The organism is Azospira inquinata (assembly GCF_018905915.1).
Lineage (GTDB): Bacteria > Pseudomonadota > Gammaproteobacteria > Burkholderiales > Rhodocyclaceae > Azospira > Azospira inquinata.
Map to the genome: position 1 here is coordinate 1,089,756 of NZ_CP064782.1, position 26,461 is coordinate 1,116,216.

Annotated in this window: 25 protein-coding genes and 1 pseudogene; 7 read left to right on the forward strand and 19 right to left on the reverse strand. The window is 63.8% G+C overall.

Annotated elements, in window-relative coordinates:
• Positions 1–79: 79 nt before the first annotated feature.
• Positions 80–646 carry a dCTP deaminase gene (gene dcd / locus Azoinq_RS04905; protein ID WP_216131639.1) on the reverse strand — a complete coding sequence of 189 codons (567 nt, stop codon included), beginning with the start codon at positions 644–646 and terminating at the stop codon, positions 80–82.
• Positions 647–925: 279 nt separating this feature from the next.
• Entirely contained in the window at positions 926–2,020 is a 1,095-nt protein-coding gene (apbC, locus tag Azoinq_RS04910) for an iron-sulfur cluster carrier protein ApbC (protein ID WP_216131637.1), read from the reverse strand.
• Between the two features lie 174 nt (positions 2,021–2,194).
• Here apbC and metG point away from each other — a divergent pair, with 174 nt between their 5' ends.
• The 5 genes from metG to Azoinq_RS04935 all read left to right on the forward strand — a co-directional run bounded on the left by metG (position 2,195) and on the right by Azoinq_RS04935 (position 7,750).
• A complete protein-coding gene (gene metG / locus Azoinq_RS04915; RefSeq protein WP_216131634.1) occupies positions 2,195–4,297 on the forward strand; it encodes a methionine--tRNA ligase in 2,103 nt (700 codons plus the stop codon).
• A 203-nt stretch (positions 4,298–4,500) separates the two neighbouring features.
• Complete coding sequence (locus Azoinq_RS04920) at positions 4,501–6,177, forward strand: SulP family inorganic anion transporter (RefSeq protein ID WP_216131631.1); 1,677 nt, start codon at positions 4,501–4,503, stop codon at positions 6,175–6,177.
• Positions 6,167–6,454, forward strand: a complete 288-nt coding sequence (locus tag Azoinq_RS04925) for an acylphosphatase (RefSeq protein ID WP_216131628.1) — start codon at positions 6,167–6,169, stop codon at positions 6,452–6,454. The genes Azoinq_RS04920 and Azoinq_RS04925 overlap by 11 nt, the downstream gene beginning before the upstream one ends.
• A 13-nt stretch (positions 6,455–6,467) precedes the next feature.
• Complete coding sequence (locus Azoinq_RS04930; protein WP_216131625.1) at positions 6,468–7,046, forward strand: hypothetical protein; 579 nt, start codon at positions 6,468–6,470, stop codon at positions 7,044–7,046.
• 104 nt (positions 7,047–7,150) lie between these two features.
• Positions 7,151–7,750 (forward strand): peroxiredoxin, encoded by a 600-nt coding sequence (locus Azoinq_RS04935; protein WP_216131623.1) that lies wholly within the window; start codon positions 7,151–7,153, stop codon positions 7,748–7,750.
• Positions 7,751–8,034: 284 nt separating this feature from the next.
• Here the strand turns inward: Azoinq_RS04935 and Azoinq_RS04940 are convergent, their stop codons facing one another.
• The 3 genes from Azoinq_RS04940 to Azoinq_RS04950 all read right to left on the reverse strand — a co-directional run bounded on the left by Azoinq_RS04940 (position 8,035) and on the right by Azoinq_RS04950 (position 9,943).
• Positions 8,035–8,481: a hypothetical protein gene (locus Azoinq_RS04940; protein ID WP_216131619.1), complete on the reverse strand. Its 447-nt coding sequence runs from the start codon at positions 8,479–8,481 to the stop codon at positions 8,035–8,037.
• Between the two features lie 82 nt (positions 8,482–8,563).
• Complete coding sequence (locus tag Azoinq_RS04945) at positions 8,564–9,256, reverse strand: tetratricopeptide repeat protein (protein WP_232368564.1); 693 nt, start codon at positions 9,254–9,256, stop codon at positions 8,564–8,566.
• Positions 9,257–9,535: 279 nt separating this feature from the next.
• Complete coding sequence (locus tag Azoinq_RS04950; protein WP_216131616.1) at positions 9,536–9,943, reverse strand: hypothetical protein; 408 nt, start codon at positions 9,941–9,943, stop codon at positions 9,536–9,538.
• Between the two features lie 179 nt (positions 9,944–10,122).
• On the opposite strand from Azoinq_RS04950, the gene Azoinq_RS04955 reads away from it, so the two are divergent.
• Both Azoinq_RS04955 and Azoinq_RS04960 read left to right on the forward strand, forming a co-directional pair.
• On the forward strand, positions 10,123–11,079 hold the full coding sequence (locus tag Azoinq_RS04955) for a transporter family protein (RefSeq protein ID WP_216131614.1): 957 nt from the start codon (positions 10,123–10,125) through the stop codon (positions 11,077–11,079).
• Positions 11,069–11,596: a TlpA disulfide reductase family protein gene (locus tag Azoinq_RS04960; RefSeq protein WP_216131610.1), complete on the forward strand. Its 528-nt coding sequence runs from the start codon at positions 11,069–11,071 to the stop codon at positions 11,594–11,596. The genes Azoinq_RS04955 and Azoinq_RS04960 overlap by 11 nt, the downstream gene beginning before the upstream one ends.
• Positions 11,597–11,644: 48 nt before the next feature.
• Here the strand turns inward: Azoinq_RS04960 and Azoinq_RS04965 are convergent, their stop codons facing one another.
• The 14 genes and pseudogenes from Azoinq_RS04965 to Azoinq_RS05030 all read right to left on the reverse strand — a co-directional run bounded on the left by Azoinq_RS04965 (position 11,645) and on the right by Azoinq_RS05030 (position 26,442).
• Positions 11,645–12,121, reverse strand: coding sequence for a WbuC family cupin fold metalloprotein (locus tag Azoinq_RS04965; protein WP_216131607.1), 477 nt, complete (start codon positions 12,119–12,121; stop codon positions 11,645–11,647).
• Between the two features lie 166 nt (positions 12,122–12,287).
• Positions 12,288–12,572 carry an outer membrane protein assembly factor BamE domain-containing protein gene (gene bamE, locus Azoinq_RS04970; protein WP_216131603.1) on the reverse strand — a complete coding sequence of 95 codons (285 nt, stop codon included), beginning with the start codon at positions 12,570–12,572 and terminating at the stop codon, positions 12,288–12,290.
• Between the two features lie 35 nt (positions 12,573–12,607).
• Positions 12,608–16,045 carry a DNA polymerase III subunit alpha gene (gene dnaE, locus Azoinq_RS04975; RefSeq protein WP_216131600.1) on the reverse strand — a complete coding sequence of 1,146 codons (3,438 nt, stop codon included), beginning with the start codon at positions 16,043–16,045 and terminating at the stop codon, positions 12,608–12,610.
• A gap of 238 nt (positions 16,046–16,283) precedes the next feature.
• Positions 16,284–16,646 (reverse strand): response regulator, encoded by a 363-nt coding sequence (locus tag Azoinq_RS04980; protein ID WP_216131597.1) that lies wholly within the window; start codon positions 16,644–16,646, stop codon positions 16,284–16,286.
• Positions 16,647–16,678: 32 nt separating this feature from the next.
• Positions 16,679–17,065 carry a lactoylglutathione lyase gene (gene gloA, locus Azoinq_RS04985; RefSeq protein WP_216131594.1) on the reverse strand — a complete coding sequence of 129 codons (387 nt, stop codon included), beginning with the start codon at positions 17,063–17,065 and terminating at the stop codon, positions 16,679–16,681.
• A gap of 10 nt (positions 17,066–17,075) precedes the next feature.
• Entirely contained in the window at positions 17,076–17,885 is an 810-nt protein-coding gene (locus tag Azoinq_RS04990; RefSeq protein ID WP_216131591.1) for a M48 family metallopeptidase, read from the reverse strand.
• Complete coding sequence (locus Azoinq_RS04995) at positions 17,851–18,606, reverse strand: lysophospholipid acyltransferase family protein (RefSeq protein ID WP_216131588.1); 756 nt, start codon at positions 18,604–18,606, stop codon at positions 17,851–17,853. The genes Azoinq_RS04990 and Azoinq_RS04995 overlap by 35 nt, the downstream gene beginning before the upstream one ends.
• Before the next feature lie 134 nt (positions 18,607–18,740).
• A pseudogene (gene gmhB / locus Azoinq_RS05000) lies at positions 18,741–19,271 on the reverse strand (D-glycero-beta-D-manno-heptose 1,7-bisphosphate 7-phosphatase); the annotation flags it as partial.
• A gap of 1 nt (position 19,272) precedes the next feature.
• Entirely contained in the window at positions 19,273–21,360 is a 2,088-nt protein-coding gene (gene glyS / locus Azoinq_RS05005; protein ID WP_216131582.1) for a glycine--tRNA ligase subunit beta, read from the reverse strand.
• Position 21,361: 1 nt separating this feature from the next.
• A complete protein-coding gene (gene glyQ / locus Azoinq_RS05010) occupies positions 21,362–22,258 on the reverse strand; it encodes a glycine--tRNA ligase subunit alpha (RefSeq protein ID WP_216131577.1) in 897 nt (298 codons plus the stop codon).
• A gap of 170 nt (positions 22,259–22,428) precedes the next feature.
• Entirely contained in the window at positions 22,429–23,928 is a 1,500-nt protein-coding gene (gene lnt, locus Azoinq_RS05015) for an apolipoprotein N-acyltransferase (protein ID WP_216131574.1), read from the reverse strand.
• A 133-nt stretch (positions 23,929–24,061) separates the two neighbouring features.
• A complete protein-coding gene (locus Azoinq_RS05020) occupies positions 24,062–24,910 on the reverse strand; it encodes an HlyC/CorC family transporter (protein ID WP_216131571.1) in 849 nt (282 codons plus the stop codon).
• A 9-nt stretch (positions 24,911–24,919) separates the two neighbouring features.
• Positions 24,920–25,429 (reverse strand): rRNA maturation RNase YbeY, encoded by a 510-nt coding sequence (gene ybeY, locus Azoinq_RS05025; protein WP_216131568.1) that lies wholly within the window; start codon positions 25,427–25,429, stop codon positions 24,920–24,922.
• Positions 25,426–26,442, reverse strand: a complete 1,017-nt coding sequence (locus Azoinq_RS05030; protein ID WP_216131565.1) for a PhoH family protein — start codon at positions 26,440–26,442, stop codon at positions 25,426–25,428. Before Azoinq_RS05030 ends, ybeY begins: the two co-directional genes overlap by 4 nt.
• Between the last annotated feature and the right edge of the window lie 19 nt (positions 26,443–26,461).

Sequence of the window (26,461 nt, forward strand, 5' to 3'; positions counted from 1 at the left end):
GCAGACTCCTAAAGCAGACGCCCCGGCTGGCGGGGCGTCGCAAAAGTAAACGGTTCGGGTGACGGGACAATGACGGTCACTATATCTTGGGCAGGGTGACGCCCACCTGACCCTGGTACTTGCCGCCCCGATCCTTGTAGGAGGTCTCGCAAACCTCATCGGATTCAAAGAACAGCACCTGGGCGCAACCTTCCCCGGCGTAAATTTTGGCAGGCAGGGGGGTGGTGTTGGAAAACTCCAGGGTCACGTAGCCTTCCCATTCCGGCTCGAAGGGGGTGACGTTCACAATAATGCCGCAACGGGCGTAGGTGCTCTTCCCCAGGCACACGGTCAGCACATTGCGGGGAATGCGGAAATATTCGATGGTGCGGGCCAGGGCGAAGGAATTGGGGGGAATAATGCAGCAATCCGACTCAATTTCCACAAAGGACTGGGGATCGAAGGACTTGGGGTCCACCACCGTGGAGTTGATATTGGTAAACACCCGGAATTCCCGGGCACAGCGGATATCGTAGCCGTAGCTGGAAGTCCCGTAGGAAACGATCTTTTGGCCATTCACCTCCCGCACCAGTTCGGGCGCAAAAGGTTCGATCATGCCGTGTTCCTGCGCCATGCGGCGGATCCACTTGTCGGACTTGATGGACATCCGGGTTACCCCAATACCTTGGAAAAAGCGGGATTCTACTTGGTGTCGGGGGGCATAAAAAGCACAATTTTGCAACAAGGCCACGGGATGCCCGTCAGTGGGCGCCCCCCCGGGGCGCCCCTGCCGCTTCTAGGAAAGACGCGCCCAGCCCCATGGTACGCCTGCACCGCCCCCTCGGGGGCGGAGGCCAGCCCCCCCTCCCCCGCCTAGCCCCATAAAAACCGGGCCGGCCCGGTTACCCGGTGCCGGCCCTGGCGGGGGAAAGCCCCAACGGCCGCCTCAGGTGTTCTGCACCACGATATTGGGGAATTTGTTGGTCATGTCCTTGGCCCGTTCCCCCACCCGCACCGCCACCTTGCGGGCAATGGCCCGGTAGAGTTCCGCCGGACGGGAATCGGGGGCTCCCACCACGGTGGGTTTGCCGCCGTCCGCCAGTTGCCGGATGGCCATGTCCAGGGGCAGCTTGCCCAGGAACTCCACCCCGTAGTCCTGACACATCTTTTCCCCGCCCCCCACGCCGAAAATGGCTTCTTCGTGGCCGCAGTTGGAACAGATGTGGAGGGACATGTTTTCCACAATACCGAGAATGGGAATACCCACCTTCTCAAACATCTTCAATCCCTTGCGGGCGTCGATGAGGGCCAGATCCTGGGGCGTAGTGACAATCACCGCCCCGGTGACGGGCACCTTCTGGGCCAGGGTCAACTGGGTGTCCCCGGTGCCCGGAGGCATATCCACAATGAGGTAATCCAGGTCGCGCCAGTTGGTATCGTGGAGCAGCTGTTCCAGGGCCTGGGTGACCATGGGGCCGCGCCAGACCATGGGGGTTTCCGCGTCTTCCAGGAGAAAACCGATGGACATGGCTTGCAGGCCGTAGGCTTCCAGGGGCTCCAGGCTGTTGCCGTCCTTGGAATCGGGCTGGCGGCCGGAAAGGCCCAGCAGCTGGGGCTGGGAGGGACCGTAAATGTCCGCATCCAGAATGCCCACGGTGGCCCCTTCCTGGGCCAGGGCCAGGGCCAGATTGACGGCGGTGGTGCTCTTCCCCACCCCCCCCTTGCCGGAAGCCACGGCAATAATATTTTTCACCCCGGGCAGGAGCTTGATGCCCCGCTGCACCGTATGGGAGACGATTTTGCTATAGACGTTGGCGGACACGTTGCCAACCCCGGGCAGGGCTTTCAGGGCCTCGATCACCGCCTTGCGGATGAGGTCAATCTGGCTCTTGGCCGGGTAGCCCAATTCCACGTCCAGGGACACGTCATTGCCATCCACCCGGATATTACGAGCGGCTTTGCTGGTCACGTAGTCCTGCTGGGTATTGGGGTCCTGAAGGGACCGGAGGGCGGCTTCGACGGCCGCGACGGTAAGGGTCATGGGGGGCTCCTGAAGATACCTGAGTATTTACGTCAAGTATAAAACAAAAGGGGCCCCTCCGGCAGGGGCAGAAAGCACAGGGGGAAGCCCGGGCCCTCCGCCCACCCCGGGGGAACGGGAGTTTGACCGCCACACAAGGTAGAATGTGGTCTTTTCGCCCTCACCTTTCCCGCCATGAAGCGCAAGATTCTCGTCACCTCCGCCCTCCCCTATGCCAACGGCTCCATTCACCTGGGCCACCTGGTGGAGTACATCCAGACCGACATCTGGGTGCGCTTCCAGAAAATGCGGGGGCACGACTGCTGGCTGGTGTGCGCCGACGACACCCACGGCACCCCCATCATGCTGCGGGCTCAGAAGGAAGGCATTCGTCCGGAACAGCTCATCGCCCGGGTCTATGAGGAACACACCCGGGACTTCGCCGGCTTTCTCATTGGCTTCGACAATTACTACTCCACCAACACCCCGGAAACCCGGGAACTGGCGGAAGAGATTTACGCCAAGTTGCAGGCCGCCGAGCTCATCGAAGTGCGCTCCATCGAACAGTTCTACGACCCGGTGAAGGAAATGTTCCTGCCGGACCGGTTCATCAAGGGGGAATGCCCCAAGTGCGGCGCCAAGGACCAGTACGGGGACAACTGCGAGGTGTGCGGCGCCGCCTACACCCCCAATGAGTTGAAGCATCCCTATTCCGCCGTATCCGGCGCCAAGCCGGTGCTGCGCACCTCGGACCACTATTTCTTCAAGCTTTCCGATCCCCGCTGTCAGGGCTTTCTCCGGCGCTGGACCCGGGAACCGGGCCGGCTGCAGCCGGAAGCCGCCAACAAAATGCAGGAATGGCTGGGGGCGGAGGGGGAAAACAAGCTTACCGACTGGGATATTTCCCGGGACGCCCCCTATTTCGGCTTTGAAATCCCCAACGCCCCGGGCAAATATTTCTACGTCTGGCTGGACGCCCCCATCGGCTACATGGGCTCCTTCGCCAATCTGTGCGCCAAGCAGGGCCTGGATTTTGACGAATACTGGCGAAAGGACGCGGCCACCGAGCTGTACCACTGCATCGGTAAGGACATTCTCTACTTCCACGCCCTGTTCTGGCCCGCCGAACTGACCCACGCGGGCTTCCGCACCCCCACCAAGATTTTCGCCCACGGCTTCCTCACGGTGGACGGCCAGAAAATGTCCAAGTCCCGGGGCACCTTCATCACCGCGGACAGCTACCTGAAGCAGGGCCTCAATCCGGAATGGCTGCGCTATTACTTCGCCGCCAAGCTGACCAACACCCTGGAAGACATCGACCTGTCCCTCCCCGACTTCATCGCCCGGGTGAATTCGGACCTAGTGGGCAAATACGTGAATATCGCCAGCCGGGCCGCCGGTTTCATCAGCAAGCGCTTCGACGGCAAGCTCACTGTGGCCGATGAAAGCCTGGCCCCCTATGCCGCCATCCGGGAAGCGGCCCCCCGCATCGCGGAACTCTACGAAGGTCGGGAATACAGCAAGGCCCTGCGGGAAATCATGGCCCTGGCGGACACGGTGAATCAGTACGTGGATACGGTGAAGCCCTGGGAACTGGCCAAGCAGGAAGGCCAGGAAGCCGCCCTCCACGCCGCTTGCAGCAATGCCCTGAATCTCTTCCGCCTGCTCACCATTCTCCTGAAGCCGGTGCTACCCGCCCTGGCGGACCGGGTCGCCGCCTTCCTCAATGTGGCGCCCCTGGCCTGGAGCGACCTGGATAGTCTGCTGGCTGCCGGTCACGTAATCCAGCCCTACCAGCATCTGATGACCCGGATCGACCCCAAGCAGGTGGATGCCCTGGTGGAAGCCAACAAAGCCTCCCTGGCCCCCGCCCCGGCGGCGGCGCCCCACTCGGAACAGCGCCACGGGGAAAAGCAGCAGCAGGCCGCCAAGGACGGCGCCATGGCCGCTGCCGCTGGTCCCCACATCAGCATCGACGACTTCATGAAGGTGGATCTGCGCATCGCCAAAATCGTGGAAGCCTCCCATGTGGAAGGGGCAGATAAGCTCATCCGCCTGCTCCTGGACATCGGGGAAAAAAAGCCCCGTCAGGTCTTCGCCGGCATTAAGTCCGCCTACGACCCGGCCACCCTGGTGGGCCGGCTCACGGTGATGGTGGCCAACCTGGCGCCCCGCAAAATGAAGTTCGGCCTCTCGGAAGGCATGGTGCTGGCCGCCTCCGATCCGGAAGGTAAAACCGGCGGCCTCTACATCCTCTCCCCGGACAGTGGCGCCCAGCCGGGCATGCGGGTGAAATAGACAGAATTCCGCCCTTTCCCGGTGCCCGGCCCCTGTAAGGGCCATGTCAGCCCCCCGCCCTAGCCTGATTTCATGACCCGATCCGGCTGGGGCGTTGTTCCTTTCGGGACCGCCCGACACCCCCTCCTGCCAATCCGCCGCCCCCGCTCCTGGGCCCGGCCCACCTGCCGCCCGCTCCCTTGAGGAAAGGCGGCCCCCTCCCCATGTTCACCTTCCATCCCAAACTCCTGGACTGCCTGCCCGGCTATAACCGGGCCCAATTCGGCCGGGACCTTTCCGCCGGTATTACGGTGGGGGTCCTGGCCCTGCCCCTGGCCATGGCCTTCGCCATCGCCTCCGGCCTTAGCCCGGCGGCGGGTATCTGGACCGCCATTGTGGCCGGGCTGGCCATTTCCGCCTGCGGCGGCTCCCGGGTCCAAATCGGCGGCCCCACCGGGGCCTTCATCGTCATTCTCTACGGCATCGTGGCCCGCTACGGCCTGGCCAATCTGCTCATCGCCACCATGCTGGCCGGGATCATCCTCATCCTCATGGGGGCGGTGCGGCTCGGGGCCCTGATCCGCTTCATTCCCGTCTCCGTGGTCATCGGCTTTACCAACGGCATTGCGGTGCTCATCTTCCTCAGCCAGATGAAGGATTTTCTCGGCCTGCCCACGGGAGCCCTGCCGGCGGAATTCTTTGCCCGCATGGCCCAGTTGGGGGCGGCCCTACCCCACGCCCACTTGCCCACCCTGGCCCTGGCCGGGGCCTCCCTGGCCCTGCTCCTGGTCTGGAACCGGTTGGTGCGGGCCGGGGTGCCCCTGCTGCGCCTCATTCCCGGGCCCCTGGCGGTGCTGGTGCTGGGCACCCTGGCCCAGGCCCTGGGCCAGTTCCCCGTGGAAACCATCGGCAGCCGCTTCGGCGGCATTCCCCAGGGCCTGCCGCCCTTCCAGCTGCCCGCCTTCAGCCTTTCCACCCTGCACAACCTGATCGCCCCGGCCCTCACCATCGCCCTCCTGGGGGCCATTGAATCCCTGCTCTCCGCCCGGGTCACGGACGGCCAGATCGACGACCGCCACGATCCCAACCAGGAACTGATCGGCCAGGGCATCGCCAATCTCCTCGCCCCCCTGTGGGGCGGTTTTGCCGCCACCGGCGCCATTGCCCGTTCCGCCACCAATGTGCGGGCCGGGGGCCGCACCCCGGTGGCCGGGCTAATCCACTCCGTCACCCTGCTGGCCATCGTGCTCCTGGCCGCCCCCCTGGCCCGGCATATTCCCCTGGCCACCCTCTCCGCCATTCTGGTGGTGGTGGCGGTGAATATGGGGGAATGGCACGGCTTCAAGGAACTACCCCGCTATTCCCTCAATTACCGGGTCACCCTGCTGGCCACCTTTTTCATTACGGTGATTTTCGATCTCACCCTGGCGGTGGAAATCGGCATGGTGCTGGCCTCCCTGTTTTTCATTTACCGCATGTCCGAACTCACCCATGCGGACGCCCTGCCCCTGCCGGACTGGGCCCGGGGCCAGCCGGTCACCGCCTATCGGCTCTATGGCTCCCTGTTTTTCGGCGCCGTGGGCAAGCTTCAGACCCTGATTGACCAGAACGCCGCCCACACCCGCTGGGTGCTCCTGGATTTGCACCAGGTCATCAACCTGGACACCACGGGTCTGGACACCCTGGAAGCCCTGCACCGGCTCCTGGCCAAGCGGGACGGGGGCCTGATCCTGGCGGGGCTGCAAGCCCAGCCCCGTTCCCTGATCCACCGCTCCGGCTTCGCCGACACCCTGGGAGACGCCAATCTGGTGGACGACCTGGATCAGGCCTGGAGCCGGGTGGCCCTGCGCCTGCCCCGGGATGACGGGGCCCCCACCGAGGAAACCGACCATGACCGATAAAGCGGTGCGCCTGATCATCCACGGCCGGGTTCAGGGCGTGGGCTTTCGCTGGTATCTGAGCCGGGAGGCCGATGTCCTGGGCCTTTGCGGCTGGGTGCGCAATCGCCGGGAAGGCACGGTGGAAGCCCTGCTTCGGGGCCCCACGGAGGCGGTGGATTGTCTGGTGGGCTGGGCCCACAAAGGGCCACCCTCGGCCCGGGTCAGCCTGGTGGAGGTCCACCTGGCGGAAGAAGAGAGCCCCTTTCCCTGCCCGTTTGAACAGTACCCCACCCTCTGACAAAATAGCCGCTATGGATAATCTCCTGCGCGGCGACGCCCCCCTGGAACTCTATACCTGGCTACGGCCAGACGAAGAACTGCCCAACTGGAATTTCCAGAGCGGCGGCCCCTTCGCGGCCAATCTGGCGGCCCCCGCCGGGGGCGACCCCCTGCTGGTGCAAAGCTATTTTGCCGAATACAACCTGGAGTTTTTCCGCCAGCGCAGCTTCGGCCACTACCCCTCCCGGCTCCACGCCCTCTTTCTCTTCGCCACCCGCATCGACGCAGAAAACTACCGGCAGAAATTTCCCGCCCGGGTCTTCGGCAAACAGCTCACCCGGGTCTGCACCCGGGGCGCCTACCTGTGCTCCTACCACGACGCCAGCTGGATCGAATACCTCCACCTGCCCCACAACATGGACCTGGACACCCTGGGACAACTGGCCCAGGCCTATTGGTCGGGAACTTTAGTGGAAGAAGTTGGCCTTAGCTTCATGGACCAGCCCTGGCGGGAAGTGCCCGTCATCGAAGCCCTATTCCAGGGCAACCTGGTGGCCACCCCCGCGCCCTACTTGAGCGCCAGCCTGTTTCCAGGCCTGGGCGCAAATTGACAGGGACTTTCCGGGTCGGTTAGATTCTTCGGGTTCCTGCGGCCTTCGGGCCACTTCGACCTACAAGCAGCATTCCCAACTTTCATACATCAAGGAGAAACAACATGGCCGTTCTCGTCGGCAAGCAAGCTCCGGACTTCAGCGCCTCCGCCGTACTCGGTAACAACGAAATCAAGGACATCAAGCTGTCCGAATTCGTCAAGGGCAAGTACACCCTGCTGTTCTTCTACCCCCTGGACTTCACCTTCGTCTGCCCCTCCGAAATCATCGCTTTCGACCACCGTCTGGAGGAATTCAAGAAGCGCAATGTGGAAGTCATCGGCTGCTCCATCGACTCCCCCTTCACCCACCTGGCCTGGAAAAACACCCCGGTGGAAAAGGGCGGCATCGGCAAAGTGGGCTACACCCTGGTGTCCGATGTGAAACACGAAATCATCCAAGCCTATGACGTGGAATCCGCCGGTGGCGTGGCTTTCCGTGGCGCCTTCCTGATCGACAAGGAAGGGGTGGTGCGTCACCAATACGTGAACGACGGCCCCCTCGGCCGTAACGTGGACGAATTCATCCGCCTGGTGGACGCCCTCCAATTCACCGAAGAACACGGGGAAGTCTGCCCCGCCGGCTGGCAAAAAGGCCAATCCGGCATGAAGGCCTCCACCGAAGGCGTGGCCGACTACCTGGCCAAGAACGCCGCCAAGCTGTAAGCCCCGTAGCCGCAAGGCGCAAAAAAAAAGCCGCTCTTTGGAGCGGCTTTTTTTATGGGCAGCAGGCAGAATCGGAAGGCTAAGTGTAGAGCGGAGTTTTGGGGATGACGAAAACCGCGCTAACTAAGGCCTCCGGTAGCACGGGTCGTCTCCTGACTAAAAGCGGAAGTTGCCGGCTTGGAAAAGCAGACGTTCAACGTGGAGTTGAGGGGCCTCGCACGGTTTTTCGCGCGAGGCCCCTCTCGAACGCAGGGTTAGACCTCTTGGTAGCTACCGCTCGCATTTCAGTCCGAGCTTGAACCAACGATAACAACTGCCTCATTCTCTTTCCTGAGCAGAAACGCAAAATCCCAGAAAACAGGATAGGCGGGGTGCCCCTCCTTCAACCAGAACCGCTCAATTCGTGTTGATCGCGCAACGGCAGCACCTACTTCGGCGAGCACGGTATCAAGCAGCTCTGCAAAGTGCTCGGACTGCATTGCCTGTGGAGCGGGGCCAGCGCCACTGTCCCCTGCATAGGTAAGCGACTCTTTAACCTCTGCCAACGCCTCCGCAGGCGTGACCTCGCTGCAACCACCAACAACCGCCGTAGCACCCAGCGCACTATGTATGACCACCTCTGACGAGACGCTCGCAGCGAAGGGCGTGCCGTAGCTCTGAAGAAAGACGCTGTAGTTCCAGCCTGCAGCATTGAGGAACTCAGCTAGAGCAGAGAGAGCATCTTGGTTCATCGCGAAGAGGTCTAACGTCCTAACTAATCGGCGCTCCGCCGCTAGGCGGAGCGCCCGTGTTGATATCTATGGGCACACTGCTTCAACCGGGGTTCCTCTTAAGCTCAAGCTTTCCATTACGAATAGCGTCAATGAGCGTGTCGACACTTCCATCGCTCGGCTTGCGGCGCTTGTAGTCTTCAAGATTCTTTAGGGCCTGATCTTTGTCGCCAAGCATCAAATACGTCATACCGATAGCGTACGCTGCATCAACAACACCAACGGAAAGCGCTTTTTCAAGGTAAGTGAGGGCCTCTTTCGGCTTACCAATGCCCGCGAGAAACGTTCCATACATGTAGTTACCCCGCGGATCAGAAGGTATTGCCGCAAGGAGCTTGAGGAAGATTGAATTCGCTTTTTCAGCTGCCCCGGGAACATCAAGATTGTGGCCCATGCTATTGAGGTAGCCAGCTCGGATTAGAAGGTCTGGATTTGGGGTCGGGACGTTAATCATGATGTCTAGCAGTCCAGACACCACCTTCACGTCTTGGGCAGCGCGTTGTTTATCTTGTGGAGTATCAAATATGGGCGGGTAGTTCTTCGCATGGGCCGAGAGATCATTCAGTATTTGGTCAAGATACGCACCATTAAAACCATATTTCTTCCCCGAAGGAGTTTCTGAAATCGTAAGCAAACGCTTAGGATCGTAGTGTCCGTACTCCCTCGCACTTGCGTTGAATGCAACAAGTACTACGAGAACAGCAAGAGCAAGTTTTCGCATGATGTATAGATACATAACGTAATGTGGACGTTACTTCGCAAGGTTACTCAGACGTGTGACGGATAACCTAGCGCCCATCATTAGGTAATCAATTGTTTTAAACAATGAATCTCCGAATACTGTCAGCCAACACACAGTACTAAATATTTCGCCATCCCCCGCAAACACTCAAAAAGTGCCAATGGCATTATACGGCCGCTTTTCGGTAGTTTGATCTTTGAGCGCTCTTGGCCGAAGGCAGAAGCAAGCCCCCCCCCTATCTCCCGCCCCCACATCAGCCTCAAACCTCCCCCTTCACGGCTGCCCATCCACCACCAGTTGATACTTTTCCCCGCCCGGGGAAACGCAATCTCCCAAGGCCCGGGAGCCTCCAAAGAGGAACTGGCAGCTTAGTTGGGCGCCGTCTTCCGCTTTCAGGTAGGCCCGGGCGGCGTTGCTGTTGATGATGGTGGTGCTGTCCCGGGGGAAACCCCGCCAGGCGGGCCAGCTTTGGGTGGTGGTGGCCAGGCCGGTTTCCACCAGGTAGAAGCCCCGGTAATGGCGAGTGCCGATATCCACGCTCAGGGTCTGGGGCCCGGGCAGGAAGGTGCCCCGATAGACATGGGCCTGGCTATCCAGCAACTGGAAGGGCACGGGGGCCGGAGCGGCGCAGCCGGCCAGGGCGAGGCAGGATAGGGCGGCAGGCTTCCAGGGAAAGGTCATGGCAAGCTCCTGGGCAAAGGGTAAGCCTGCATCATAACCGCAGGGGCCGGCGCCTTCACCACCCCTGCGACATAAGGTCGCACCTGTGGTCTGGGGCAGGTTGGCGACAGGAAAGCTCCGTAGCATCGGCCCACTTTCCGGCTCCGGCCCCCTTTTTCACCTTCCGAGGCGCCCTATCCATGCCCCTGCATCGCCGCCCCTGCCCCGCCCCCCTTTCCCTCACCGCCCTGCTTCTCTCCCTGGCCTGGGCCCCCACGGCCCTGGCCTGCGCCGGTTGCGGCTGCACCTTGAGTTCCGACTGGGAAAGCCAGGGGTTTTCCACCACTTCCGGCTGGAAGGTGGATCTGCGCTACGACTATCTGAACCAGGATCAGCTGCGCCACAACCGGAGCAAAGTTAACGCGTCCCAGGTGCCGGACGGCCAGGAGCTAGAAACCTATTCCCATAACCGCTACTTGACCCTGGGCCTGGATTACAGCCCGGCCCCGGATTGGGGGGTGAATGTGCAGATTCCCCAGATTGACCGGGAACACGGCACCCTGGGGGAAGACCACGCCAGCCCGGACCATTCCAGCCACAACGATCTGGGGGATATCCGGGTGCTGGGCCGCTACCAGGGCTGGCTGCCCGGCCACAATCTGGGCCTCCAGTTCGGACTGAAACTGCCCACCGGCAGCCACACCCAGACCTTTGACAGCAGCGCCCCCCTGGACCGGGGCCTGCAACCGGGCAGCGGCACCACGGACCTGCTCCTGGGGGCCTACTTTTTCGATGCCCTTTCCCAGAACTGGGATTATTTCGCCCAGGCCCTGGCCCAAACGCCGCTGGATAGCAAGGACCAGTATCGGCCGGGTAAATCCCTCAATTTCAATCTGGGGGTGCGCTACATGAACGGGGGCAACTGGGTGCCCCAGGTGCAGATCAACGCCCGGGTGGCGGGCAAGGATCAGGGGGCCCAGGCAGACCAGGACAATAGCGGCGGACGCCTGGTGTACCTGAGCCCGGGGGTGACCTACAAGATCAATGCCCAGACCTCGGTCTATGGCTTTGTCCAGGTGCCCCTGTTCCAAGACGTGAACGGCTATCAGCTGACCCCCAAGACCACCGCCTCCCTGGGCGTACGCTATGCCTTCTAGGCTCCTGAGCCTGATTCTGGGGCTACTGCTCCTGGGCTTGAGTCTGAGCGCCCGGGCCCTGGAGGTAGGCAGCCCGGCCCCGGACCTATCCGGCACCCTGCTAGACGGCCAGCCCCTCGCCCTGCACCCGGCAGCACCGGGAACGGCCCGTGCCCCGGTGGTGCTGATCCATTTTTGGGCCACCTGGTGTGAGCCCTGCCGCCGGGAAATGCCGATTCTGGACGCCTACTATCGCCGCCACCGGGATCAGGGCCTGGTCATTCTGGCCATCAGCCTGGACGACCCGGGGGCCAGGGCCCAGGTGCGCCAGACCCTGGCCTCTTACGGCTTTGCTGGCGCCATGGCCCGGGACATGCATTACCCGGGCTGGGGGCGTATCTGGCGCATTCCGGTGAGCTTTGTGGTGGATCGCCAGGGCATCCTGCGGCACAACGGCTGGTCCGGCCCGGCGGAATGGACGGAAGCTAGCCTGGAAAGCCAGATCACGCCGCTACTGACGGCCGCCGAGGCCCCTTAAGCTCGGAGCGCAGGAAGCAGGCTCCTTCGCCCCACTTCCTACGGAGATTCAGGCGAACAGGGCTTCCAGGGAGGCCAGATAGGCCGCCGCTTCCGGGGCCCCCTCCGGGGGCGCCCAGGGGGCCTTTTCCGCCTCCGTCAGGGGCAGAAAGGGCCCGGCCTTGGCTTCAAAAAACACCGAGCCCGGGGCCAAAGAGAGGATGGCGTGGAAGCAGCCATGGGGAATATCCATGCCCAGGGCGGGCCCGCCCGCCGCCAGCACCACCCGGTCCAGCACCCGCCCCCCCTCATCGAACAACACCAGCCCGAAACGGCCCCGCAGCACCACCAGGGTTTCGTCCTTGGCCGGGTCCAGGTGCCGGTGGGGGCGGATGTAGGAGCCCGGTTCCACCCCGTTGAGCAGGCGGTGGGCAGGGAAGTCATCCGTGGGATGGAAGTTGCGATTGCGGCGCAGGCGGGGCAGTTGCCGGGCCTGGGCGCTGAGTTCATCCAGGCTGGCCTGGTCGATGAGGGTGGGAGCGGTCATGGGGATTCCAAAGGAACGAAGGGAGAGCCGGTGGGGCCACCAGGGGAAACAAACACCCCAGGCCCAGAAGCATGGCAGGGGCGGGAAACCAACACCGGAGCGGGATTAAGGCAAGACGGGGGCCCGCGGCCCGGCCCCGGTGGGAGACCGCCCCCGGCGCCCCGGATTACTTATGCAAGCCCTGGGCGTTGAGCTGCACCGCCTTGCCGTCCAGGAAAACAATGGTGATGCGCCTTTCCACACTGCCCCAGGAACAATGCTGTTCCACCAGGGAGTCATCGCAGCGGTCCGGGCTGCCCAGCACCGCCACCACCTGATCGTAGGTCTGGCCCACTTTCAAGCGGGCGTAATTGTCCTGGGTCACATGGACATGGCAGCCGCCCAGGCCCAGAAGCAGGGCCAGGGCACCGGCCCCCAGGGGGGCGGCGGCAATGGGGTGGGAGGGGAACATGGGTAGATTCCTTGGCGGGGGCCGGGGCGCGCCCCCTATTGATATTGCAAATCCACGGCTTCTGGCGTCAGCCAGTCCCGCAGGCTTTTGAGCAATTCCTCGTCGGGGCGCACCCGGGCCTTTTCCCCCAGGAGCAGTTCGCAGGACGCCACCGGGTTGGTGTAGGCAATGCGGATGGGGCAGCCTTCCGGGCTCACATAGGGGGCGATCAGGTTTTGCAGTTTGCGGGCATCCCCGTTGCCGTTCATGGCCAGGCGCAGCTGGCGGGCGAAACGGCCCCGGGCTTCGGCCAGGGTGTAAATGTTTTCCGCCACAATGCGCAGGCCGCCGGAAAAGTCGTCCTTCTGCACCTTGCCTTCCACCACCAGCACCTCGTCTTCCTTGAGGCGCTGCCGGTTGGCGTCGAAGGTTTCGCTGAAGACGGACACTTCCTTCATATCGCTGCCGTCGTCCAGCTGGATGAAGGCCATTTTGCCCCGCTGGGTAATTTTGGTGCGCACCCCGGTGACCAGCCCGGCCAGGAGCTGAAAATCCTTCTGGGGTTCCAGCTGGGACAGGTTGCGGCGCACGAAGCGGGACACTTCTCCCTTCACCGCGTCAAAGGGGTGGCCGGAGAAGAAAAAGCCCAGGGCCTGCTTTTCCTGCATGAGCCGTTCCCGCTCATCCCAGGGGGGCACGCTGACGAAATCCACCGCCGTTTCCACGGAGGCGGGACCGGCATCAAAGAGACCCGCCTGGAGGGCGTCCCGCTGGACCTGTTCTGCCGCTTCCAGGGCGATGCCCACGGAGGCCAGCATCTTGTGCCGGTCCGGGTCCAGGGAATCGAAGGAACCGGCCCGGATCAGGGCTTCCACCGTGCGCCGGTTCACCATGCGCTTATCCACCCGGCGGCAGAAATCGAACAGGTCCTTGAAGGGGCCGTCCGCTTCCCGGGCGGCCAGAATGCATTCCACCGCCTGCTGGCCCGTGCCTTTGACCCCGCCCAGGCCATAGCGGATGGTCTTGGGATCCACCGGGACAAAGCGGTAATCCGAGGCATTCACGTCCGGCCCCAGGATGGTCACCCCGTTTTTCAGGGTGTCCTCCACGAAAATTTTCACCGAATCCGTGTTGTCCATGTCCACGGACATGGTGGCGGCCATGAAGGCGGCGCAATGGTGGGCCTTGAGCCAGGCGGTCTGGTAGGTGACCACCGCATAGGCGGCGGTGTGGGACTTGTTGAAGCCGTATTCGGCAAACTTCTCCATCAAGTCGAAGAGCTGCATGGCCAGATTTTCATCGTAGCCTTTCTTGCGTGCGCCCTCCCGCATGATGTCCCGGTGCTTGGCCATTTCCTCGACTTTTTTCTTCCCCATGGCCCGGCGCAGCAAGTCGGCGCCCCCCAGGGTGTAGCCGCCGATGATCTGGGCGATCTGCATCACCTGTTCCTGGTACACGATCACCCCGTAGGTGGGCTCCAGGGCGGCTTTCAAGTCTTCGTGGAAATAGTCGATTTTCTGCTGGCCCTTTTTCCGCAGAATAAAGTCATCCACCATCCCGGAACCCAAGGGGCCCGGCCGGTAGAGGGCCAGCACAGCGATGATGTCTTCGAAGCGGTCCGGCTGCAGCTTTTTCAGCAGCTTTTTCATGCCCTCCGATTCCACCTGGAAGATGGCGGTGGTGTTGGCATCCTTGAGAATCTGGTAGGCCGCCTGGTCCTCGTAGCCCAGAGCCAGCAGATCGGGGCAGCTCCCGGTGAGCCGCTCCACGTAATCCACCGCCAGCTTGATGATGGTCAGGTTGCGCAGCCCGAGAAAGTCGAACTTCACCAGGCCGACTTTTTCCACGTCGTCCTTGTCGTACTGGGTTACCACGGAATCTGAACCCAGCTGGCAGTAGAGGGGGCTGTATTCGGTGAGCTTGCCCGGGGCGATCACCACGCCCCCGGCGTGCATGCCGATGTTCCGGGTGGTGTCCTCCAGCTTCATGGCCAGCTCGAAGAGTTCTTTGATTTCCTCTTCCGAGTCGATTTTTTCCTTGAGCTGGGGCTCGGCTTCAATGGCCTTGGTGAGGGACAGGGGCTTGTTCTGCTCCACCGGAATGAGCTTGGAGAGGGAGTCGCAGAGGCTGTAGGGCAGGTCCAGCACCCGGCCCACGTCCCGGATCACCGCCTTGGAGGACATGGTGCCGAAGGTGGCGATCTGGGACACGGCGTCCAGGCCGTAACGGTGGCGCACGTAGTCGATCACCCGGCCCCGGTTGTCCTGGCAGAAGTCCACGTCAAAGTCAGGCATGGACACCCGTTCCGGGTTCAGGAAGCGTTCGAACAACAGGGCGTAGCGCAGGGGGTCCAGGTCCGTAATGCCGATGCTGTAGGCCACCAGGGAGCCGGCCCCGGAGCCCCGGCCCGGGCCCACGGGCACCCCATTGTTTTTGCCCCAGTTAATAAAGTCCGCCACGATGAGGAAGTAGCCCGGGAACCCCATCTGGATCACCGTGTTGATTTCCCGTTCCAGGCGGGCATCGTACTCGGGGCGCCGGGCCAGGCGCTCCTCCGGGTCCGGGTAAAGCTGGGCCAGGCGCACTTCCAGGCCGTCCCGGGCGGTCTTGGCCAGGTAATCGTCCAGGCTCACCCCATCCGGCGTGGGGAACTGGGGCAGGAAGTTTTTGCCCAGCACCAGATTCACATTGCAGCGCTTGGCGATTTCCACCGTGTTTTCCAGGGCCTCGGGCAGGTCGGCGAAGAGTTCCGCCATTTCCCCCTGGGTCTTGAAATACTGTTCCTCGGTGAAATTCCGGGGCCGGCGCCGATCCCCCAGCACATAGCCCTGGGCAATACAGACCCGGGCCTCGTGGGCCTTGAAGTCTTCCCGATCCATGAACTGGATAGGGTGGGTGGCCACCAGGGGCAGGTCCAGCTCCGCCGCCAGGGCCACCGTATCCCGCACCATGGCTTCCTGCTGGGGCTGGCCGTAGCGCTGCACCTCCAGGTAGAAACTGTCGGGGAAACGCCGGGCCCATTCCCGGGCCCGCTCCGCCGCCAAGGCGGGCTTGCCGTTGCGCAGGGCTTCCCCGATGTCCCCGTGGTCGGCGCCGGACAGGGCGATGAGGCCGCCGCAGCCCAGCTCGTCCAGCCAGGCCCGGCGGATTTCCGCCCGCTCCGGCCGGTCCGGCACCAGATAGGCCTTGGAGAGCAGCTCGCAGAGGCGCAGGTAACCATCCTGGTCCCCCACCAGCAAGAGCAGCCGATAGGGATTGGTGGGGTCCGCCTCGTTGGCCAGCCACAGGTCGCTGCCGAAAATAGGCTTAATGCCGTGGGGCCGGGCCGCCCGGTAGAACTTCACCAGGCCGAAACCGGCGGCCAGATCGGTGAGGGCGAAGGCCGGCATGCCGTCCGTTTCCGCCCGCTCGATGGCCGCGTCCAGACGGACGATGCCTTCGGTGATGGAAAACTCGCTGTGGAGACGGAGGTGGATAAAGCGGGGATCGGTCATGGGCGGATTTTACCCCGGCCGCCCCCCCGGCGCATGGGCGGCGGCGGGGCAAGGGAGGCACAGGAGAAGACAAAAACGCCCCGGAAAGGGGCGTGGTTACTGGAAGAAAACAATCGGCCCCGGCATCGGGGCCTGGGGCTTTAAGGCCAGGGGAGGCTGCCGGGAGAAGACCGTCATGCGGCCCTCTCCACCGGAAGGAAATCTACAGGTCCAAAAGACGGCCCTTCCGGGCCGGTTTTCAGCCGCCGATGAGGGCCATGACTTCCGCCACGGTGGCGGGGGTCACGGGCTTTTTGATGAAATGGACGCCCATGGCCTGGGATTTATCCCGAATGGCGTCCTGCACATTGGCGGTCATCAGGGCCAGGGGCGCCATACAGCCCGCCAGGCGGAGCTTGGCCGCCAGGGTCAGGCCGTCCATGCCGGGCATGTTGAAATCCAGGGTCACCAGGTCGTAGGCCGCCTCGCTCACCTTGGCCCGGGCCTCGTCCCCGTTGGCCGCCTCATCCACCACCCAGTCCCCGTGCTTGTCCTGGACCAGGGCCTTGACCATCATCCGGCTCACCCGGCTGTCGTCCACCACCAAAATACGCTTGCTCATGCTGTTCTCCGGCCGGGGCGGGGCTCCGCCTGTCAGGTCCGCTCTTGGATCAGTTCGATTTTATAGCCATCCGGGTCTTCCACGAAGGCGATGATGGTGCTGCCGTGTTTCATGGGCCCGGCTTCCCGCACCACCTTGCCGCCCCGGGCCCGGATTTGGGCACAGGCCGCCGCCGCATCCGGCACCCCCAGGGCCACGTGGCCGAAGCCCGTGCCCAGGTCGTAGGCCGGTGTATCCCAGTTATGGGTCAATTCAATGACCGCCTGTTCCGCTTCCGGACCGTAGCCCACAAAGGCCAGGGTGAAGCGGCCTTCCGGGTAATCCTGACGGCGCAACAGGGTCATGCCCAGCACTTCCGTGTAGAAAGCCAAAGAACGGTCCAGATTGCCGACCCGCAGCATGGTGTGGAGGAGACGCATGATTTTCCTTTCAACGGAGGGTTGGTTCGGCCCAGCGGGGCAAGCCCGGGGCCAGGCGGCGCAGCTCGGCCCGGGCCTGACGGTGGTCCGGATAAAGGGAAGCCACCACCTGCCAGAACCGGGGGGAATGGTTCATTTCCCGTAAATGGGCCACTTCGTGGGCCACCACGTAATCCCCCAGGGCTGGGGGAAAGTGTAGCAGGCGCCAGTTGAGGCGGATGCCGCTTTGCTGGCTGCAACTGCCCCAGCGAGTACGGGCGGCGGACAGGGCCAGGGGAGGCACAGCCACCCCCAGGCGCTGGCAATAATCGGCCAGCCGGGGGGTGAAATAGTCCAGGGCCCGCTGGCGCAGGGCCCGTTCCAGCACCCGGGCCAAATCCCCGGCCCGGGGCTCCCGGGGATGGCCCAGCTGCAACAGCCAGCCCCCCTCCTGGCCCCGGGGAATCCAATGGGCGCCCCGCCGCCCGGGTTGCAGCCAGAGTTCCGCTTCCTGGCCCAGCACGGGCAGTTTCAGCCCGTCCGCCAGCACCAGGGGGGGAGGCTCGGCCGCCGCCCGCTGCTGCCACTCGGCAAGCTTGTTCAGGACCCAGGCTTGATGCTGGCGGATCACCCCCTCCACGTCCGTGAGGGAGGCTTTCAGGGGAGCCCCTACCCGCAGGCCCCGCTGGTCGATGGAAAGGCCGATGGAACGGCGCCGGCTGCGGCGCAGGGCGTAGGCCACGGCCTGGCCCGCCAGCAGGAGGCTGCGGCTGCTTTCCGCCGCCCCGCCCCGGGCCACGGAGGTCTCAGGCCCCCTGGGCTGGTTCCGCAGCGCGGCCATGGGATTTACGGTGCCCCCGGGAAATCTGGGCCATTTCCCCTTCGATCCAGGCTTCCACCTGGGCATTCAGGGCGGTTTCCGTCATCCCGGTGGGATCGATTACCGGGCCGATGCTCACCGTAATGGTGCCGGGGCGCTTGAGGAAAGCCTGACGGGGCCAGAGTTCCCCCGCGTTGTGGGCCACGGGCACCACCTTAGCCCCCGCATGGATGGCCAGATGGGCGCCACCGATTTTGTAGCGGCCCTTTTTGCCCGCCGCCACCCGGGTACCTTCCGGAAAAATAATGACGCCGATGCCCTGTTTAAGCCGTTCCCGGCCCTGTTCCACCACCTGCATGAGGGAATCCCGCCCAGCCCGGCGGTTGATGGAGATCATTTTCAGGGTGGCCAAGCCCCAGCCGAAAAAGGGCACGCTCAAAAGCTCCCGCTTCAGCACAAAGACCACGGGGGGAAAGTATTCCTGCAAGCCCACGGTTTCCCAGGCGGACTGGTGCTTGGCCAGCACGATGCAGGGTTCCTTGGGGACATTTTCCAGGCCCTTGACCTTGACCCGGATGCCCAGCACGTAGCGGGACAGCCAGAGAAAGCCTTTGCGCCAGGCCACGCCAATGCGATAGCGCACCCGGAACGGCAGGGGCCGGGCCAGGTTGAGGAGCAGGGAAATAACGATGGTGAGGGGTACCACACCCACCATAAACAACAGGGAGCGGAGAAAGATCATGGTTTGTCCGTTTTTTCTGCCTTTTCAGGCTTTTCCGCTTTCTCAGGCTTGTCTGCCTTATCGCCCTTCTCCGCCTTATCGGCTTTGTCAGACTTTTCGGGCTTTTCCGCCTTCTCCCCCTTATCCGGGGCCGTGGCCAGCAGGTGATCCACCAGGGCGGCCAGATCGGGGAACACTTCCGTGCCCTCGGGCAAATCCCCGTCCTCCCGGGTCTTTTCCCCCTTGCCGGTAAGCACCAGATAGGGCTTGGCCCCCACGGCGGCAGCGGCCTGGAGGTCCCGCAGGGAATCCCCCACGGCGGGCACCCCGGTCAGCTCCACGTTGTAGCAGGCGGCCAGGCGATAAAACATGCCGGGCTTGGGTTTGCGGCATTCGCACTTGGAATCCGCCGCATGGGGGCAGTAGAAAATGGCGTCGATGCGGCCCCCGGCGGCCTGGACCGTCTTGTGCATTTTTTCGTGGATGGCGTTCAGGGTGTCCATGTCGAACAGACCCCGGCCCACCCCCGACTGGTTGGTGGCCACCACCACCCGGTAGCCCGCCTGGTTGAGCCGGGCAATGGCTTCCGGGCTGCCCGGAATGGGTTTCCATTCCGCCGGGGACTTGATGAACTGGGCGGAATCGAAATTGATGACCCCGTCCCGGTCGAGGATGACCAGCTTCATATCACTTCTCCACGGCCAGCCGGGAAATGTCCGCCACCGCATTGAGCTGGTCGGACAGGGATTGGAGCAGGGCCAGACGGTTGGCCCGCACCAGGGGCTCGTCCGTCATCACCATGACTTCGTCGAAGAAGCCGTCCACCTCGGCCCGCACGGCGGAGAGGGCCTTCAAGGCGGCGGTGTAGTCTTCGTTGGCAGTGAAGGACTTGATCTGGGGGGCCAGATGGAGCACCCGCTCGAACAGGGACTTTTCCGCCCCTTCCTGGAAGAGGGCCACATCCGGCTCGCCCACCGGGCCTTCCGCCTTTTTCAGGATATTGCCGATGCGCTTGTTGGCAGCGGCCAGGGCCTGGGCTTCCGGCAGGGTGACGAAGACCTTCACCGCTTCCAGCTTGGGCACCACCCGGTCGATGCGGGTGGGCTTCTGGGCCAGCACCGCTTCCACCCCATCCTGGGCATAACCCGCGTCCTTCAGGTAGCCCCGCAGCCGGTCCAGCATGAAGTCCAGCAGATGGTCAGCAAAGTCCCCTTGCAGCACCCCGGGGACGAACCCGGCGGCGGCGTCCTGGATCAATTCACCCAGGTCCAGGGGCAGGGGCGTTTCCAGGAGAATGCGCAGCACCCCCAGGGCGGCCCGGCGCAGACCGAAGGGGTCCTTGTCCCCAGTGGGCACCTGACCGATGCCGAAAAAGCCCACCAGGGCATCCAGCTTATCCGCCAGGGCCGCGGCGGCGGCCACATTGCCCTGGGGCAAGGCATCCCCGGCAAAGCGGGGCTGGTAGTGGGCGGCAATGGCTTCCGCCACTTCCGGCGCTTCCCCGTCGTGAAGGGCGTAGTAGCGGCCCATGATGCCTTGCAATTCGGGGAATTCCCCCACCATGTCGGTAACCAGGTCCGCCTTGGCCAGACGGGCAGCCCGGGCCGCCAGGGAGGCGTTGCTTTGCAGGCGCACGGCGATTTTCTGGGCCAGGGCTTCGAGCCGTTCCACCCGTTGCAGCTGGCTGCCCAGCTTGTTGTGGTACACCACCGCCCCCAGCTTTTCCAGGCGGGAGGCCAGGGTGGATTTCCGGTCCTGGTTGAAGAAGAAGCGGGCGTCCGCCAGCCGGGGCCGCACCACCCGGGCGTTGCCGCCCACGATGTGCTTGGGATCGGCCACCGCCATGTTGGAGACGATGAGGAACTTGTTGATCAGCTTGCCCTGGGCGTCCAGCAGGGGGAAGTATTTCTGGTTCTGCTGCATGGTGAGGATCAGGCATTCCTGGGGCACTTCCAGGAATTCGGGCTCAAATTCCCCCACATAGACCACGGGCCATTCCACCAGGGCCGTCACCTCGTCCAGCAGACCTTCCGCCGGATTAATGGTGGCCTGGAGTTCCCGGGCCTTGGCATCCAGTTGGGCGGCGATGTTGGCCTTGCGCTGGGCGTAGGAAGCCATGACCTTGCCCTGATTTTCCAGGGTGCTGGCGTAGGCGTCGGCGGAAGGCAGGGTGATTTCCCCCCGGGAGAGGAAACGGTGGCCCAGGGTGGTCTTCTGGCTGGACAGGCCCAGCACTTCCCCGGGCACCACCCGGTTGCCGTGGAGCATCACCAGACCATGGACCGGACGCACGAAGAGCACGTCCCGGTCGCCCCAGTGCATGAGCTTGGGGATAGGCAGCTTTTTCAGGGCGTCGGCCACGATACCGGCCAGCACCTCGTCCAGCTTGGCCCCCTTTACGGTGGCCTGGTAGTAGAAGGTTTCCGACTTACCGTCCACCCGCTTTTCAAAGCTGGGGATGGCGCTTTCCGGAATACCCTTAGCCGCCAGCTTTTTCAGCAGGGCGGGGGAAGGATTGCCGTTGGCGTCCAGGGCCACGGACACCGGCATGATTTTCTCGAACACCTGGGCGTCCGGGGCCTGAACCAGGACCTGGGGCACCTGGATGGCCAGGCGGCGGGGGGTGGCGAACCATTCATAGGCGCCCCCGGCGGGGGTCAGGTTACGGCTGGAAAGTCCGGCATGGACACCGGCAGCGAACACCTCGCCGAGCCGGGCCAGGGCCTTGGGCGGCAGTTCTTCCGTGCGCAGTTCGATGAGCAGGGTCTGATTCATGTTATTTGCCCTCCCCGGCCCGCACCATGGGGAAACCCAGGGCCTCCCGGGAGTCGTAGTAGGCCTGGGCGACCTGGCGGGCCAGCGCCCGCACCCGGCCGATATAGGCGGCCCGTTCGGTGACGGAAATGGCGCCCCGGGCGTCCAGGAGATTGAAGGTGTGGGAGCACTTCATGACCATTTCAAAGCCCGGCAGGGGCAGGCCCGCCTCCATGAGGCGCTTGGCCTCGGCTTCGTATTCGTTGAAATGGCGGAAGAGCATCTCCACGTTGGAATACTCGAAGTTGTACTTGGACTGTTCCACTTCGTTCTGATGGAACACGTCCCCGTAGGTCACGACCCGGTCGCCGTTTCTCGCCCACACCAGGTCATAGACATTTTCCACGCCCTGGAGGTACATGGAGAGCCGCTCCAGGCCGTAGGTGATTTCCCCCAGCACGGGCTTGCAGTCCAGGCCGCCCACCTGCTGGAAGTAGGTGAACTGGGTCACTTCCATGCCGTCCAACCAGACTTCCCAGCCCAGACCCCAGGCACCCAGGGTGGGGGATTCCCAGTCGTCTTCCACGAAACGCACGTCGTGTTCCTGGAGATTGATGCCCAGAGCTTCCAGGGACTGGAGATAGAGTTCCTGAATATTGTCGGGAGAGGGTTTGATCACCACCTGATACTGGTAGTAATGCTGAAGCCGGTTGGGATTTTCCCCGTAGCGGCCGTCCTTGGGACGGCGGGAAGGCTGGACATAGGCGGCAGCCCAGGGTTCGGGGCCCACGGCGTGGAGGAAGGTGGCGGTGTGGAAAGTGCCCGCGCCCACCTCAATATCGTAAGGCTGGAGCAGCGCGCAGCCCTGCTTGTCCCAGAAATTCTGCAACCGCAGAATGACTTCCTGAAAAGTTGGCATGGTTTGCCCGGTGAGATTTGGTGAAACGGAGGATTTTACCTTGTCGGGCCCGGTTTGCCGAACCTAAGCGCCAGCAGGCAGAAACGGGGCCGAGGAGTCCGCTCACCCCGGGAACGGCGCCGGGGTAGGCTCCGGCCCCATGGGGGCAGGGGCAGGGGCCCCGCCGCCCTTTAGCGGGCAGAACCGGTCGGCCGGTCGCCCCAGCCCAGCACCCCGGGTAGCAGGCAGAGCACGGCCAGTATCAGCATCAGGACATTGCCCCAGCGGGCATAGGGGGTGAGCCCCTGGTAGCCCTGCACATCCCCCACCAGAGCGCCCCGGGTAAAGGGGGGCAGCTGGTCCTGGACCCGGCCATCCGGGGTGATGATGGCGGTCATGCCCGTATTGGTGGCCCGCAGCATGGGGCGGCCGTTTTCCATGGCCCGCAGGCGGGAAATTTGCAGGTGCTGGGGCTGGGCCAGGGAACGGCCAAACCAGGCGGTGTTGGACATATTCACCAGCAGGGTGGCCCGGGGCAGGGCCTGGCGGATTTCCTCGCCGAAGCCGTCCTCATAGCAGATATCCGGCGCCACCTGCTGCCCGGCCAGGGCCAGGGGGGGACGCCCCACCTGGCCCGGAGTGAAGTCGGACATGGGCATGTGCATCATGTCCAGGAACCAGGCGAAGCCCGGGGGAATGTATTCGCCGAAGGGCACCAGATGGGCTTTGTCATAGCGCTGCATGGGGGAAGCCCCCAGGCTCACGGCGCTGTTGGTGTAGCGCTCCCCTTCCCCATACACCACCCCCACCAGCACATCCCCCTTCTGGCGATGGACCAGATCCCGCAGGTCGGAGAGAAATTCCGGAGGCAACTGCTGGTAATAGGCGGGCAGCGCCGTTTCCGGCAGCACGGTGAGTTTGGCCGGGTTTTCCAGCACCAGCCGCAGATAGGATTCCAGGGAATCGTAAAATCGTTCCGGCTGCCACTTCATATCCTGGGCAATATTCCCCTGGAGCAGGGCCACCCGTACCGGCGCCCCCACGGGATGGACCCAGGGCACCCGGGTCAGGCCATAGCCGCCCCCCAGGATCAGGGCCACGGGCAGAAGCATGGTCCAGCGCCGGGAAGCCACCACCTCGGCGGCGCAGGCGGCCAGCAGGGCGGTCACCAGGCCCATGCCATAGACCCCCAGCACCGGGGCGAACCCGGCCAGGGGACTGGGGGGGGTCTGGGAATAGCCGAGACTGAGCCAGGGGAAACCGGTGAGGAACCAGCCCCGGGCCCATTCGGTCAGGGTCCAGAGACCGGCGAAGGCGAACACCAGAGCCCAGGGTCCCAGCCCCCGGCCCTTCAGGCGCCCCAGGCCCCAGGCGGCCAGGGCGGGGAAAAGGCCCAGATAGGCGCACAGCAAGGCGCTGGCGAAGGCGGCCATGGGCAGGGCCATGCCACCGAAGTCGTGAAGACTCACGTAAACCCAGGAAACCCCGGCGAGGAAATGGCCAAAGCCGAAGGTAAAGCCCAGCCAGCCCGCTTCCCGGGGGCTGTCGGCCCGGGACACGAACAGATAGAAACCGGCCCAGGCCAGCCAGGCCAGGGGAAACCAGCCGAAGGGGGCAAAGGCGGCCACGGCCATGGCACCCAGGCCGCAGGTGGCCACGCTGAAAAATCGACGACGGGGAATGGCAGCCATGAACGGCAACACTCTTCTGAATTCGGAAAACGTTTGAAAAGGCGGGGAAACCACCGGCCCCGGGTTCCCGGCCACCGGGAGCGCTCCCGCCACTGCGCCCGGCAGGATACCCGGAAGGGGCCGCCGGGGGAAATCAGGCAGCCGGGGCTTCCGTCCGGGGCAGGCGTTCCACCAGGAGGGTATAGAGGCGCCGGCTGTCCGCCCGCAGCACCTGGAATTTCAAGCCCTCCAGCTCCAGCACCTCATTGCGCTTGGGCACCCGGCCCAGGGCGGCCATCACCAGCCCCCCCACCGTATCGCAGCTCTGATCCTCGAAATGGGTGCCGAAGGTTTCGTTGAAGGCGTCGATCTCGGTCTGGGCCTTGACTCGGTAGCGGCCGGACTGGTCCTGGAGAATGTTGTCCTTGTCCTCATCGAAGTCGTATTCGTCTTCGATGTCCCCCACGATCTGTTCCAGCACATCCTCGATGGTCACTAGGCCAGCCACGCCGCCGTATTCGTCCACCACAATAGCCATGTGATTGTGGGAGACCCGGAATTCCCGGAGCAGCACGTCCAGACGCTTGGATTCGGGGATAAAGACGGCGGGACGAAGCCAGTCCCGGAGGGCGAAGGCCGGGTCGCCAAAGGCCCGCAGCAGGTCTTTGGCCAGGAGGATGCCCAGGATGTCGTCCTTGTTGTCCCCTACCACGGGGAAACGGGAGTGGGCGGTGGTAATGACCGTGGAAATCAGGGCCGGCAGAGGCTGATCCAGGGTGAGGAAATCCATCTGGGCCCGGGGCACCATCACGTCCCGCACGGCGGTTTCGGAGGCGGCCAGGGCCCCTTCGATAATGGTCAGGGCGTCCGCGTCGAGCAGGCTGCGCTCGAAGGCGGAATGGAGCAATTCCAGGAGTTGCTCCCGGTCCTCCGGCTCCCGCAACAGGAGGGAGGACAAGCGTTCAAGAAAAGTGGGTTTGGGGGTACTGGGGGAACTGTCCATGATGGAGATTTAGCGGCTCTCTGATCGGGGAAGGGAAGGCGCCTGGTCGGGAGGCTCGCCGCGTTCGGCGGCATAGGGGTCGGGATAGCCCAGGGTGGCCAGGATTTCCCGCTCCCGGCCCTCCATGACTTCGGCTTCCTGATCGTTTTCGTGGTCGTAGCCCTGTAAATGCAGCATACCATGCACCACCAGGTGGGCGTAGTGAGCCTCCGTGGGGATGCCCTGCTCCGCCGCTTCCCTGCGCACCACGTCCGGGCTGATGACCAGGTCGCCAAAGACCACCGGCTCCTGGTCATAGGGGAAGGACAGCACATTGGTGGTGTAGTCCTTGCCCCGATAGTCCCGGTTCAGGTCCCGGCCTTCTTCCGGGGCCACAAAGCGCACCGTAATCTGGCCCCCCTTCATGCCGTCCACATTGAGGGCCGCCCGGGCCCAGCGGAAAATGGCCGGACGGGCGGGAACGTCCTCGGGGCGGATGACGTATTGCACGGAAAGATTGAGGCGGCGGCTGGGGGTCACGAGGCTTGCTTCCGGGTGTGGTCTTCGTAGGCGGAGACGATGCGGGCCACCAGGGGATGGCGCACCACGTCTTCTTTGAGAAACTGGGTAAAGGCGATACCCCGCACGTCCTTGAGGATCAGGGCCGCTTCCTTGAGGCCGCTGCTGTGGCCCTTGGGTAAATCCACCTGGGTCAGGTCCCCCGTAATCACCGCCTTGGCGCCGATACCGATGCGGGTCAGGAACATTTTCATCTGTTCCGGCGTGGTGTTCTGGGCTTCGTCCAGGATGATGAAAGCGTGGTTCAGGGTGCGGCCCCGCATAAAGGCCAGGGGGGCGATTTCAATGGCGCCCTTTTCGTAGAGCCGGGTCACCCGGTCAAAGCCCATGAGGTCGTAAAGGGCGTCGTAGAGGGGGCGCAGATAAGGATCCACCTTCTGGGCCAGATCCCCGGGGAGAAAACCAAGCCGTTCCCCCGCTTCCACCGCCGGACGGGTAAGGACGATGCGCTCCACCAGATCCCGCTCAAAGGCATCCACGGCGCTGGCCACGGCCAGATAGGTCTTGCCCGTGCCCGCCGGGCCAATGCCGAAGGTGATGTCGTGTTCCTGGATGGCTTTCAGGTATTCCACCTGGCGGGGGGTGCGGCCATGGAGCTCGGTCTTGCGGGTCACCAGGGCGGGGGTGCCCACCGCCGGCGCCGGAGCCGCCGGGGCGGAGAGGCGCCGCACCGGCCGGTTAAGGATTTCCACCAGCCCCAGCTGCACGTCGTCCACCGTCAGGCCGTCCGCCGCCCGGTCGTAGAAATGGCGCAGGGCCTCCGCCGCTCGGGCGGTGTGCTCTGCCTCGCCGCGCAGGGTAAAGCGTTCTCCCCGGCGGGCAATGGTCACATCCAGGGCGGTTTCGATCTGGCGCAGGTTTTCGTCCAGGGCGCCGCAGAGGTTGGACAGCTGGGTGTTGTCCAGGGGGTCGAGAATGACTTCCAGGGGACGGGCCTTGGCCGCCCCCGTTTTGGCGCTGCCACGGGGGCTCATCGTCCTTGTTCCTTATCTG

Coding starts and splice junctions, on each gene's coding strand:
- dcd (WP_216131639.1), bottom strand. CDS start 646: ATGTCCATCAAGTCCGACAAGTGGATCCGCCGCATGGCGCAGGAACAC.
- apbC (WP_216131637.1), bottom strand. CDS start 2,020: ATGACCCTTACCGTCGCGGCCGTCGAAGCCGCCCTCCGGTCCCTTCAG.
- metG (WP_216131634.1), top strand. CDS start 2,195: ATGAAGCGCAAGATTCTCGTCACCTCCGCCCTCCCCTATGCCAACGGC.
- Azoinq_RS04920 (WP_216131631.1), top strand. CDS start 4,501: ATGTTCACCTTCCATCCCAAACTCCTGGACTGCCTGCCCGGCTATAAC.
- Azoinq_RS04925 (WP_216131628.1), top strand. CDS start 6,167: ATGACCGATAAAGCGGTGCGCCTGATCATCCACGGCCGGGTTCAGGGC.
- Azoinq_RS04930 (WP_216131625.1), top strand. CDS start 6,468: ATGGATAATCTCCTGCGCGGCGACGCCCCCCTGGAACTCTATACCTGG.
- Azoinq_RS04935 (WP_216131623.1), top strand. CDS start 7,151: ATGGCCGTTCTCGTCGGCAAGCAAGCTCCGGACTTCAGCGCCTCCGCC.
- Azoinq_RS04940 (WP_216131619.1), bottom strand. CDS start 8,481: ATGAACCAAGATGCTCTCTCTGCTCTAGCTGAGTTCCTCAATGCTGCA.
- Azoinq_RS04945 (WP_232368564.1), bottom strand. CDS start 9,256: ATGTATCTATACATCATGCGAAAACTTGCTCTTGCTGTTCTCGTAGTA.
- Azoinq_RS04950 (WP_216131616.1), bottom strand. CDS start 9,943: ATGACCTTTCCCTGGAAGCCTGCCGCCCTATCCTGCCTCGCCCTGGCC.
- Azoinq_RS04955 (WP_216131614.1), top strand. CDS start 10,123: ATGCCCCTGCATCGCCGCCCCTGCCCCGCCCCCCTTTCCCTCACCGCC.
- Azoinq_RS04960 (WP_216131610.1), top strand. CDS start 11,069: ATGCCTTCTAGGCTCCTGAGCCTGATTCTGGGGCTACTGCTCCTGGGC.
- Azoinq_RS04965 (WP_216131607.1), bottom strand. CDS start 12,121: ATGACCGCTCCCACCCTCATCGACCAGGCCAGCCTGGATGAACTCAGC.
- bamE (WP_216131603.1), bottom strand. CDS start 12,572: ATGTTCCCCTCCCACCCCATTGCCGCCGCCCCCCTGGGGGCCGGTGCC.
- dnaE (WP_216131600.1), bottom strand. CDS start 16,045: ATGACCGATCCCCGCTTTATCCACCTCCGTCTCCACAGCGAGTTTTCC.
- Azoinq_RS04980 (WP_216131597.1), bottom strand. CDS start 16,646: ATGAGCAAGCGTATTTTGGTGGTGGACGACAGCCGGGTGAGCCGGATG.
- gloA (WP_216131594.1), bottom strand. CDS start 17,065: ATGCGTCTCCTCCACACCATGCTGCGGGTCGGCAATCTGGACCGTTCT.
- Azoinq_RS04990 (WP_216131591.1), bottom strand. CDS start 17,885: ATGGCCGCGCTGCGGAACCAGCCCAGGGGGCCTGAGACCTCCGTGGCC.
- Azoinq_RS04995 (WP_216131588.1), bottom strand. CDS start 18,606: ATGATCTTTCTCCGCTCCCTGTTGTTTATGGTGGGTGTGGTACCCCTC.
- glyS (WP_216131582.1), bottom strand. CDS start 21,360: ATGAATCAGACCCTGCTCATCGAACTGCGCACGGAAGAACTGCCGCCC.
- glyQ (WP_216131577.1), bottom strand. CDS start 22,258: ATGCCAACTTTTCAGGAAGTCATTCTGCGGTTGCAGAATTTCTGGGAC.
- lnt (WP_216131574.1), bottom strand. CDS start 23,928: ATGGCTGCCATTCCCCGTCGTCGATTTTTCAGCGTGGCCACCTGCGGC.
- Azoinq_RS05020 (WP_216131571.1), bottom strand. CDS start 24,910: ATGGACAGTTCCCCCAGTACCCCCAAACCCACTTTTCTTGAACGCTTG.
- Azoinq_RS05030 (WP_216131565.1), bottom strand. CDS start 26,442: ATGAGCCCCCGTGGCAGCGCCAAAACGGGGGCGGCCAAGGCCCGTCCC.